This window comes from Acinetobacter sp. YH16044 (assembly GCF_013417145.1).
Classification (GTDB): Bacteria; Pseudomonadota; Gammaproteobacteria; order Pseudomonadales; family Moraxellaceae; genus Acinetobacter; species Acinetobacter amyesii.
This window is the reverse complement of sequence record NZ_VPEK01000025.1, coordinates 23634-34691: the sequence shown is the minus strand read 5'-3', so window position 1 is coordinate 34691 and position 11058 is coordinate 23634. Positions and strand designations below refer to the sequence as shown.

Sequence of the window (11058 nt, the reverse complement as noted above, 5' to 3'; positions counted from 1 at the left end):
GCTGAGATCGGTAAAATCCTACAAATCGCCTCAACACCATATAACGCCTTATTGTTATGGATGAAATCCACCATTATTTGTGTGGGCGGTCGAGCTCCGCCTGGGCGAAAAAAGCGGCTGCTTTACGTAGAATTTCATTGGCACGCTTTAATTCTTTAATTTCACGTTCCATTTGCTTCATTTTTTCTTGATCAGATATCTGTTGTACTTTAATAGGATTTTGCTGATCTAAATGCTTTTGATGCCAGGCACGAAGTGTTTCAGGAGTACAACCAATCTTAGGCGCAATTGCTGTGATTGCAGCCCAAGTAGAAGGATAATCTTTTTCAGATTCAATCAATAATTGAACCGCTCTTTCTCTAATTTCGGGGGTATATTTTAATTTTGTCATCGGGATAGTCTCTCAGAATACTGAGTCTCCGACAAACCCGGTACGGTTCATTCCAATCGATGCCTTCGCCCTCGGGTAAATCTTTGGGTAAATTAAAGAGATTGGACCGAATCAGGCAGTCTTCAACATGACGGACAATTCTTGAGGCTGTGGGCTCTGAAACCCCGTAGCTCGTCGCAACGTGAAAAAAAATTAAAATCAATAAAAAAGGTGCATCTCATTTAACTTTAAACGCAGATCAAGTATTTGATTTTTACCCTACTTACTTCTAGAAAATGCTATTAAATATTCTCCAAGAGATTCTGAAGTGGAAGTTACTTTTACTGAAAAAACGAACTTTTGGACAGAAGTTGTAATTAACTCTGTTGGACCTCTTGTTACACAAGAAGAGCTTGAGAAAATATATATCAAAAAGTATAGAGGACTTAATGCATCAACTTTTAATAGTGAAGGTGGCGGATATGGACTTTTTTTTGTCAAACTGATTTGTGATAGTCATAACATTGAAATCGATATAAAAAGTGATAAAAGCTCTAAATTTATATTTCAGGATATTTGGTTTGCCCCATTCATTGTGACATTAAAATATCAAAGATAAAAAACCTCCCATATGGGAGGTTTTTTTAACAGTTAAAGATTACTTCGAACCTTTAATCCCTGCTTGTAATAACAACGCACCTAAACCACCAATTTTATTTTCTTGTGGTTTCGCTGCTTGAGGTTTTTTATGACCTTGTGGGCGGTCGCCTTGCGGACGGGCATGCTGTGGACGTTTCGCATGTGGCTTACGCTCACCACGTTGTTCTTGCTGGGCATTGTCACGACGTGGTTGACGTTGTGGTTTCGCTGCAGCAGCACCTTCTGCACGCATAGACAAGTTGACACGGTTACGTTCAACATCGACATTCAAGACACGAACTTGAACAATTTGACCTGGTTTCACGACTTTGTGCGGATCTGCAACAAATTCATTTGCAAGTTCAGAAATATGCACTAAACCGTCTTGGTGTACACCCACATCCACGAATGCACCGAAGTTGGTTACATTCGTAACCACACCTTCAAGCTGTAAACCTTCAGTCAACTGCGCCACTTCTGTGATGTCTTCACGGAATTTAGCCGTGCGGAACTCTGGACGTGGGTCACGGCCTGGTTTTTCAAGTTCAGATAAAACGTCTTGAATTGTCGGTAAACCAAATTGGTCATTTACAAATGCTGCTGCATCGATCTGACGGATAATTTCAGTATTACCAATAATATCTTTTACAGTCGTCGCTTTTGCTTCCACAATTTTTGCCACCAAGTCATATGACTCTGGGTGAACTGCAGATGCATCCAATGGTTCAGAACCATCTTGAATACGTAAGAAACCTGCTGCTTGTTCAAAGGTACGTTCGCCTAAACGAGGTACTTTCTTCAAACTTTGACGGTTATCAAAACGACCATTTTCTTTGCGGAATTCAACGATTTGCTGTGCAATCGATTTATTTAGACCCGCGATATAACCCAAAATAGCAGATGATGCTGTGTTGACATCAACACCTACTGAGTTCACACAGTCTTCCACAACCGCTTCTAGCGTTTTTGCCAAACCGGTTTGGTTCACATCATGTTGGTATTGACCCACACCAATCGATTTAGGATCAATCTTCACAAGTTCAGCCAATGGATCTTGTAAACGACGTGCAATCGATACAGCACCGCGGATCGATACATCTAAATCTGGCAATTCATTTGACGCCAATTCAGATGCTGAGTAAACCGACGCGCCTGCTTCAGATACCGACACACGAATCAAGTTCAAGTCTGTATTTGCTGCCATCATTTCAGCTACAACAGCTTCAGTTTCACGGCTTGCAGTACCGTTACCAATGGCAATCAGTTCAACATTAAACTCACGGCATAGACGTGCAAGTTCAGCCACTGATCCAGCTTTGTCTTCTTTCGGAGCAAATGGGTAAATCGTGCTATGTGCAAGGACATCACCTGATGCATTCACAACAGCCAATTTCACACCCGTACGGATGCCTGGGTCTACACCCAATGTGCAACGTGCGCCTGCAGGAGCAGAAAGTAATAAATGACGTAGGTTTTCAGCAAAGACATCCATCGCTTCAGCTTCAGCAGCCAAACGTTTTTCAGTCAATAATGAATGTTCAATCGCAGGACGAACTTTACCGAGCCAGAACAATTTTGCAGTTTGTTTTAAGAAATCTGCACGTGCTTGTGGTTGTGCTGTTTCTAAATTGTATTCAGTATCAATACGAGCCAATGGTGCATCATCTTCACCATCGACTTTTAAGCCCAAGACATTTTCTTGACGGCCACGGAGCATCGCCAATAAACGGTGTGAAGGGACTTTATTTAAGCTTTCAGAGAAATCAAAGTAATCACGGAATTTTTTACCGACTTCTTTTTTCTCATCGCTTGCAACTAAACTTTTCAACACTGCAGTTTTCGCAAATGTCGCTTTTAGCTCAGTGGTTAATGCAATATTTTGTGCCCATTCATCAATTAAAATGTGTTGAATCGCATCAAGTTGACTTTCAACATCTGCATAATCTTCATGGCTAAAGCCTGCCAAAGCTTCCGTAGGATCGATCGCTTCATTAAAGATTTTTTCAGCGATTGGGCCTAAACCGGCTTCTTTGGCTTTAAATGATTTACTGGTACGTTTTGGACGGTACGGCGCGTAAATCTCTTCTAAAGCATTTTTCGTTTCTGCTGCATTCACTCGAGCAAGTAGGTCATCAGATAACTTGTTTTGTTCTTTTAGAGATTCGATTACCTTTTCACGGCGCTCAAATAAATCACGCAGGTAAGTCAGACGTGTATCGAGCTGACGTAATTGAGTATCGTCCAGACCTTGCGTCACTTCTTTACGGTAACGTGCGATAAATGGAACACTGGCACCTTCATCAATGAGCTTGATGGCAGCTTCAATTTGATTTGGACGTACGGCAATTTCTTTTGCCAACTGCTGAACTAAGTCAGTCATCGTATTAGATCCCTGCAAGGATAAGTTCTAAAAGCCATGATTATAAAGACCAAGACCATAAAATCCACAATTGTTTTTATAAATTTATTCGTGGTTTTTAATGCCAATTCATCTCAAATACACATTTTTTTACGAAACTGACTATGAAACAGCAAATTAGCGAGACTTAGACAAGCAAACTGATTCGAACAACATGTATACATTTGGTATCTATGTCTTGATTTTAACTGCAATATTTGTTGCTTTAGAGCATAGTAAATTTATATAAATGAATCGTATACTCAAGTGAAATCGACTTTTTGTTTACGATGACAATAAAGAATAAGGAGCACGTCATGAGTTTAGTTGTACCTGCTGAAAAAACAGATGCCGTACAAGCCGAAACCGACCGAGTCGAACGCATTCTGGTTGTCGATGATGATGTGCGTCTACGCACCCTCTTACAACGCTTCCTAGAAGATAAAGGTTTTGTGGTCAAAACCGCACATGATGCGACTCAGATGGATCGTCTGTTGCAGCGGGAACTCTTTTCCCTGATTGTGCTCGACTTTATGTTACCTGTTGAAGATGGCTTGAGTATTTGTCGCCGTCTGCGCCAATCTAGCATCGATACCCCAATCATTATGCTGACCGCTCGTGGTAGTGATTCAGACCGTATTGCTGGACTTGAAGCCGGTGCAGATGACTATTTACCAAAACCATTCAACCCGAATGAGCTTTTGGCACGTATTCGTGCCGTATTACGTCGTCAAGTGCGTGAAGTTCCGGGCGCACCAAGCCAACAAATGGAAGTGGTGTCTTTTGGTCCGTGGTCACTCGACCTGTCTACTCGTACATTAACCCGTGAAGGTCAAGTCGTCACATTAACAACGGGTGAATTTGCCGTACTTAAAGCATTAGTTCAACATCCTCGTGAACCACTGACACGCGACAAGTTAATGAATCTTGCTCGTGGTCGTGAATGGGGTGCTATGGAGCGTTCAATTGACGTTCAGGTTTCTCGCCTGCGTCGTTTGGTTGAAGAAAACCCAGCACGTGCACGCTATATCCAAACCGTTTGGGGCGTGGGTTATGTCTTTGTTCCAGATGGTGCTGAATAATCCAAATAAATAGTAATAAAAAATTCCGCCGTTCATTAGGCGGAGTCTTTTCATTGAACATTAAATTTATCCAATAACCTGCGGTTCGCCTTACTTTTGTTTCGGCAAAAGTAAGCAAAACCATTGTCATACGCAAAACTCGTCTCATTTCTGCTTCATATCAGAATCATCGCAGAAACATAATCTATTCCATGCTTCCTGCCTCGAACAGTTGCGTATGACCTGAACGCGTATCCAACAGGGTTAATTGATCTCACACTCTAAAATTTACTCTAGGGATATAGCGTGAAACTCGAACCCATCGACCCACAGGAATTTACCGACTACGTTACCTACTCCGAAAAAAAACGGACACCTTGGGAACGCTTCCTCGATAAAATCAAACCCCGCTCTGCAGCCATGCGGACCACCGTATTGGTCTTATTTGTGGTGTTTTTTAGCCTGTTTATGTCCTTATGGTTCTTTTGGCGCACACTCTATTTACCCGAAATTCAACAACATGCTCGTTACCTCGCGGTCGAGCTTGAAATCATTAACAATCCTGATTTACGGATTTTTCATAACAATGCCGAAGTGGATGTCGACGACTGGATGCGCAACCGTGTCGGGATCGAATATGTGACTGATCCGAAAGAATTCCCCAATGTCAAAGACAAAGTCATTGCAGAGTTCTTTACCAATCAAATTGAAAAGAAACTGGCCAAAGAAATGCGCATTGATAATGCGACCGTGTATTTCCAATTTAAACCTGACCCACGCATCTGGATTCAAACTCCAGAAATGAATGGCAACTGGGTTCGCGAGCCTTTAAAAACCTATGCCAACTATAGCGCAGAGCTGATTTTAGGCTGGTTATTGGGTATTCCGCTGATTGCTGGCATCATTATCTTAACCTTGGTTCGTCAGCTCAACCGTCCACTAAAACGTTTACAAGATGCGGCAAACAACTATAGTAAACACGGCACTGCACCTTATTTAGAAACCAACCATGGGCCACAAGAAATCCGTGAAGTAAACCAAGCCTTTAACCACATGGTCTACACGCTGGAACAAACTGAACGTGATCGCCGCATCATGTTGGCCGGTATTTCCCACGATTTGCGTACTCCGCTGACCCGTATTCGACTCAGCGCAGAAATGATGCCTGATGATGACTTCCTAAAAGAAGGTCTGATTTACGATGTTGAAGATATGGATGCAATTCTGAATCAGTTCATTTCGTATATGCGAGATGGCTCTGATGAGGTTCCGCAAGATACTGATTTAAATGCGCTATTGCAGGAATTAGTGATTCAATTTAAACCTTTAGATATTCGCTTTGAACCTCAAGACTTACCGATTATTCAAGCACGTAGCCTGTCCTTAAAACGATTAATAGGCAACTTAATCAATAACTCAAAACGCTATGGTGCCGAGCCGATTGAACTGTCTACCGAATATGAAGGTGACCATATTCAAATTCGCGTTGCCGATAATGGCGAAGGGATTCCTGAAGACCAAATTGAAGACCTGATGCAACCTTTTGTACGTGGTAATGATGCACGTACCATTCAAGGCAGTGGACTCGGTTTAGCCATTGTAAAACGTATTGTGGATATTCACGAAGGTCAACTTTCAATTCACAATCGAGCAGAAGGTGGACTCGAAGCGATCATTTCTTTACCACTGCAAAAACTCGAAAATGATGAAATATTAAACAACAGCCCATTGGAAAAAATTAAGCAAAGTTTAACTGAACGCTTTTAACAAGCGTTCAAAAAAGCAACGAACAGTTTTGTTTAAGCTTTAACCATTGATATTTTTAACTTTATTATTCAGTAGTTTAAAAAACATAATAAAATCTTATACCCACATTTTTTCAAAAAATTAGACCTTAGCCTAACAGGTATGCAAAATGGCTTTTTTGATCGGTACAATCCGTATCAGTTTTGAGAATTTCACGAGAGTATATGATGTCTTTAGATCGCATCCGTTTAGCTGCCCTTCACGACAAAGTTATCAGCGCAGAAAAAGCTGCTGAATTCATTCAGGATGGTATGACGGTAGGTATGAGTGGTTTCACACGCGCAGGTGAAGCGAAAGCTGTACCTTTAGCGTTGGTTCAACAGGCTCATGCTAATCCTCTTAAAATTACCCTAATTACTGGCGCGAGCTTGGGTAACGATTTGGACAAAAAATTGACTGAAGCAGGTGTTCTTGCTCGTCGTTTACCGTTCCAAGTAGACAATACATTACGTAAAGCCATCAACAAAGGCGAAGTGATGTTCATCGATCAGCATTTGTCTGAAACAGTTGAACAAATGCGTAACCTTCAGCTTAAAAAGCCTGATGTGGCAATTATTGAAGCTGTTGCGATCACTGAAGATGGTGGCATCATCCCTACAACTTCTGTAGGTAACTCTGCAAGCTTCGCAATTTTTGCTGAAAAAGTGATTGTTGAAATCAACACCAACTTAAGCCCAGCATTCGAAGGCTTACACGATATTTATATCCCAACGTATCGTCCAACACGTCAAGCGATTCCATTGACTCAAGTTGACGAACGTATTGGTACACATGCAATCAACATCGATCCTTCAAAAATCGTAGGTATCGTATTTAACAACGAATTGCATGACTCTCCATCTACAGTGACTGCACCTGATGATGAAACTCAAGGTATTGCAAACCACCTGATCGCTTTCTTTGAAAAAGAAGTAGAAGAAGGTCGTTTACCGAAAAACCTTGGTCCATTACAAGCAGGTATCGGTTCAATTGCAAACGCAGTATTGACTGGTCTTAAAGATTCAAACTTTGAAGACTTGATCATGTACTCTGAAGTACTTCAAGACTGTACATTTGAATTGATCGACGCAGGCAAAATGAAATTTGCTTCAGGTTCTTCTATTACGCTTTCTGCTAAATATGGCGAAAAAGTATTTAATAACCTTGAACAATACAAAGACAAACTTGTATTACGTCCACAAGAAATTTCGAACCATCCAGAACTTGTACGTCGTTTAGGTATCATCGGTATCAACACTGCGCTTGAGTTTGATATCTACGGTAACGTGAACTCAACTCACGTTTGCGGTACAAAAATGATGAACGGTATCGGTGGTTCAGGTGACTTCGCACGTAATGCGCACTTGGCGATCTTCGTGACTAAATCAATTGCAAAAGGTGGCGACATTTCTTCTGTTGTTCCATTTGCTTCTCACGTTGACCATGCAGAACACGACGTTGACATCTTGGTAACTGAACAAGGTCTTGCTGACTTACGTGGTCTTGCTCCACGTGAACGTGCTCGTGCTGTAATCGACAACTGTGCACACCCAAGCTACCGTGCAGCATTAAACGATTACTTCGACCGTGCTTGTGCGAAAGGTGGTCAAACACCTCACCTTCTACGTGAAGCATTGTCTTGGCACATCAACTTCGAAGAGAACGGCCATATGTTAGCTGCTCAACCTGAAGTGAAAACTGCTTAATTGCAGTGAAATAAAAAAACGCTCTTCAGAGCGTTTTTTTATGGCTTTTATTTTTCAATATGACTTATCAAGTCTGCAAAACTCGACTAATCTAAATTGGTCAAAATACATGCTAAAACAAAAATTATGTTTATTATCCGCCCCTATCTCGAATCTGATTTAGACGATGTGATTGCACTTTGGGAACTGTGTGATCTGACCCGCCCATGGAATAACCCTGAAATTGATATATTTCGAAAACTAGCGCAACGCGACCAACTATTTTTATTGGCGGTCAAAGATGATCAACTGATTGCAACTGTAATGGGTGGCTATGATGGACACCGAGGCTGGGTCAACTATCTCGCCGTACATCCACATTTTCAGCGAAATGGCGTCGCTACCGCTCTCATTCAGCAATTAGAAAAACGCTTAATTGCTCTAGGCTGCCCAAAACTTCAATTACTGATTCGCCAAGACAACATTGACGTACAAAACTTTTATGAACAATTGGGCTATGAAGAGGTTGAAGTGATTTGTTTGGGTAAACGTTTAATCAAGGATTAGTGGCCAGACAAATCTTCGGTCAAGCCTTGTAACAACATCAAAAAAATTCGACATTGCACGATCAAAACAAAAATGGATTGCATTGCTTGGCTTTAAATTTTAGGATTTGCCCCCATCATTTTCCCAGAACATAGAAAAGAGATTTCCCATGCGTGTAGATATCTGGTCAGACGTGGTTTGCCCATTTTGTTATATTGCGAAAAAACGCCTTGAAGCTGCTGCCGAAGAATCGGGTGTAGAACTTGAAGTGTTTTGGCATAGCTATCAACTTGATGCAGATGCGCCCGCTCGTCTAGAAATTTCTAATACTGAACGTCTAGCTCAAAAATATGGCCGCAGTATTGAAGAAGTAGAGGAAATGCAGCGCAATATTGCCGAAATGGCGAAAGCTGAAGGTATTGAATTTAACTGGCAAAAAGCCAATTCAGGCAATACTTTCAACGCGCACCGCTTGATTCATCTTGCACAAAGCAAAGGTCTCGGCAGTGAAGCCAAAGAAGCTTTCTTCTATAGCTATATGACGCAAGGCTTGGCCATTGGTGAACGTGAAACCTTAGAAGACGTTGCATCTCGTATTGGTCTAAACCCTGTTGAAGTCGATGACTTATTAGACTCAGATGAATTTGCTGATTTCGTCAAATACGACGAAGAAGTAGCACGCGATCAACTTAAAGTTACGGGTGTACCGTTCTTTGTGTTTGAGCAACGCATTGCTTTAGCAGGCGCTCAACCGAAAGATGTATTTAAACAAGTGATGGACAAAGCTGCGGAGCTCCCTGAGCTTGCTCCTACACCTGTCTGTAATGATGAAAGCTGTGAAACACCTGAAAAATAATTCAGCGTGTTCAATCAAAAATCCCCAAACTTCGGGGATTTTTTATGATCAGTTTTTAACATCAATAAAATTAAACTTATTCCACCAAGAAGCTGATTTTTAAGTTCACTCGATATTCCGCAATTTTATTGTCTTTCACCACGACTTTTTGTTCATTAATCCATGCACCCTGAACGTTCTTTACGGTTTCAGTGACTTTATTAATTCCCGTTTGGATCGCATCTTCAAAACTTTTTGTGCTACTTGCATTTACTTCAACGACTTTAGCAACAGACATTGTATTTATCCTCATTGTTATGATTTTGAGTCTTCATCATATGATTAAGTCACTTATTTTGGTTATTTTTTAAACATCAAAACAGCAAAATATTACATGTCTTACACAGGAGTGAATTCCACTTCGGTGGATTACAAACTGACCATCATTTATTACATGCTTTCTGTTTAAGCCAAGGCCACTATCGATTAGGCTAAAAGCTTCATTCTTCTAACGATCATGCTCGGGAGTAATGTCATGACTATTGAACCTCAAGCAACTTCTGCTGAAACCGAACTATCTACCAATACAACCCCTCAAACAACCACCAACGAGTCCCAAACAAGGAAGAATAGCTTTCTCTCACGTTTTTCTCCGACCGTCAAAGGTGCTGCGATCGGCGCTGTTGCAGGCAGTATTTTGCCTGTTTTTGGTACGATTAGCGGTGCCATTATTGGGGGTATCGCAGGCAAAGTCTATGAAAAGAAATGTGCCAAACATTCATAGATTTTTCATCTATATCTGAGTGATAGGCCGCTGTCACTCAGCCACTAAAAACTCTAGAGCAATAACTCTAATAGACTGTTTTATATAAATATTAAATCCTACCATTTATCTTGTGTTGCCGAATCGATCATTTTTAATTGATTATTTTTTGATATTATTTTCACATAAATTCAAGTGATTAATTTTCTCCCTGACTCAATTTTTGAGTTACTAATGATTGATAGGAATACACAAATGAACGCAATCAAATATGCTATGGCTGTTGCTGTGATGGCGCTTTCTGCAACTGTTTCTGCACAAATCGTTTACGTACCAGATTTTCCAGTAAAAAAAGCTGTAACTGCTGAAACTGCCAATGCAGAGAGCCAAGCTCCAGCTGCGGATACAACTGAAGTTGTAACAAACACAGAAAAAAAAGCTTAATTTTTAGCTGATTTTTCCATAAAAAACCGATGGCTCCCACCATCGGTTTTTTATTTTCTGTACCTTTTCTTTGGGCTTTATTCTTTACTCAACATTAAAAATCAACGTCTAGCAGCGCTTAATCGCTGATGTTGACTTCAAAAAAAATGATGCAACGTTGCCGCGATATCATTTGCAAAGCATATCTTTAAGCTAATGATTTGGTATTATTTTTAAACAAAATGCGCATTAATTGTCATATTTAACGCTTAATTTGTAGAAGCTGACATTTATTTCCATGTTTTTTTTAATGAAATCTCTATAATCAAATGAACTAATCGACTTCTTTATTTTTAAATTTACATTGTCCTATGCAAGAACTTCAGGCACTGATACAAGGAAAAATTTCACCGCAGGTCATCGATATTGAACGCCTGATTGAATTGGCCAATACATATCGAAACCCAAACTCGGCTGAATATAAATTAGTAGAACTTGCAACCAATATTGTCTTGGCTAAATATTTAGAAAAAGCACAAAAAGTCCTTTAGGA

The 11058-nt window shown here is 40.6% G+C and carries 10 protein-coding genes, 2 pseudogenes and 1 other annotated feature; of the genes and pseudogenes, 9 read left to right on the top strand and 3 right to left on the bottom strand.

The features are described 5' to 3' along the window. Positions 1-116 (bottom strand) — a sequence feature (AL1L pseudoknot). This feature is flagged as partial in the annotation. Continuing rightward, positions 1-391: pseudogene (locus FTV38_RS12995) on the bottom strand (transposase); the annotation flags it as partial. It overlaps the preceding feature by 116 nt. Positions 392-668: 277 nt before the next feature. On the opposite strand from FTV38_RS12995, the pseudogene FTV38_RS12985 reads away from it, so the two are divergent. Beyond that, positions 669-989 (top strand): annotated as a pseudogene (locus FTV38_RS12985) (ATP-binding protein); the annotation flags it as partial. Between the two features lie 39 nt (positions 990-1028). Here the strand turns inward: FTV38_RS12985 and FTV38_RS12980 are convergent. Beyond that, on the bottom strand, positions 1029-3389 hold the full coding sequence (locus FTV38_RS12980) for a Tex family protein (RefSeq protein ID WP_180007060.1): 2361 nt from the start codon (positions 3387-3389) through the stop codon (positions 1029-1031). A 335-nt stretch (positions 3390-3724) separates the two neighbouring features. Here FTV38_RS12980 and ompR point away from each other — a divergent pair, with 335 nt between their 5' ends. The 5 genes from ompR to FTV38_RS12955 all read left to right on the top strand — a co-directional run bounded on the left by ompR (position 3725) and on the right by FTV38_RS12955 (position 9340). Continuing rightward, positions 3725-4489, top strand: coding sequence for a two-component system response regulator OmpR (gene ompR / locus FTV38_RS12975; RefSeq protein WP_078189809.1), 765 nt, complete (start codon positions 3725-3727; stop codon positions 4487-4489). A gap of 285 nt (positions 4490-4774) precedes the next feature. Then, positions 4775-6235 carry an ATP-binding protein gene (locus FTV38_RS12970; protein WP_111885830.1) on the top strand — a complete coding sequence of 487 codons (1461 nt, stop codon included), beginning with the start codon at positions 4775-4777 and terminating at the stop codon, positions 6233-6235. A 206-nt stretch (positions 6236-6441) separates the two neighbouring features. Further along, positions 6442-7959, top strand: coding sequence for an acetyl-CoA hydrolase/transferase family protein (locus FTV38_RS12965; protein ID WP_180022692.1), 1518 nt, complete (start codon positions 6442-6444; stop codon positions 7957-7959). 126 nt (positions 7960-8085) lie between these two features. Next, a complete protein-coding gene (locus FTV38_RS12960) occupies positions 8086-8505 on the top strand; it encodes a GNAT family acetyltransferase (RefSeq protein ID WP_180022689.1) in 420 nt (139 codons plus the stop codon). Positions 8506-8653: 148 nt separating this feature from the next. Next, positions 8654-9340, top strand: a complete 687-nt coding sequence (locus tag FTV38_RS12955; protein ID WP_180022688.1) for a DsbA family protein — start codon at positions 8654-8656, stop codon at positions 9338-9340. 76 nt (positions 9341-9416) lie between these two features. Here FTV38_RS12955 and FTV38_RS12950 read toward each other — a convergent pair whose 3' ends face one another. Next, positions 9417-9617: a dodecin family protein gene (locus tag FTV38_RS12950; protein ID WP_067761311.1), complete on the bottom strand. Its 201-nt coding sequence runs from the start codon at positions 9615-9617 to the stop codon at positions 9417-9419. 237 nt (positions 9618-9854) lie between these two features. On the opposite strand from FTV38_RS12950, the gene FTV38_RS12945 reads away from it, so the two are divergent. The 3 genes from FTV38_RS12945 to FTV38_RS12935 all read left to right on the top strand — a co-directional run bounded on the left by FTV38_RS12945 (position 9855) and on the right by FTV38_RS12935 (position 11056). Beyond that, entirely contained in the window at positions 9855-10103 is a 249-nt protein-coding gene (locus tag FTV38_RS12945) for a glycine zipper domain-containing protein (RefSeq protein ID WP_218950286.1), read from the top strand. Positions 10104-10337: 234 nt separating this feature from the next. Further along, on the top strand, positions 10338-10526 hold the full coding sequence (locus FTV38_RS12940) for a hypothetical protein (protein WP_180022687.1): 189 nt from the start codon (positions 10338-10340) through the stop codon (positions 10524-10526). Between the two features lie 350 nt (positions 10527-10876). Then, on the top strand, positions 10877-11056 hold the full coding sequence (locus FTV38_RS12935) for a hypothetical protein (protein WP_078189814.1): 180 nt from the start codon (positions 10877-10879) through the stop codon (positions 11054-11056). The last annotated feature ends 2 nt before the right edge of the window (positions 11057-11058 follow it).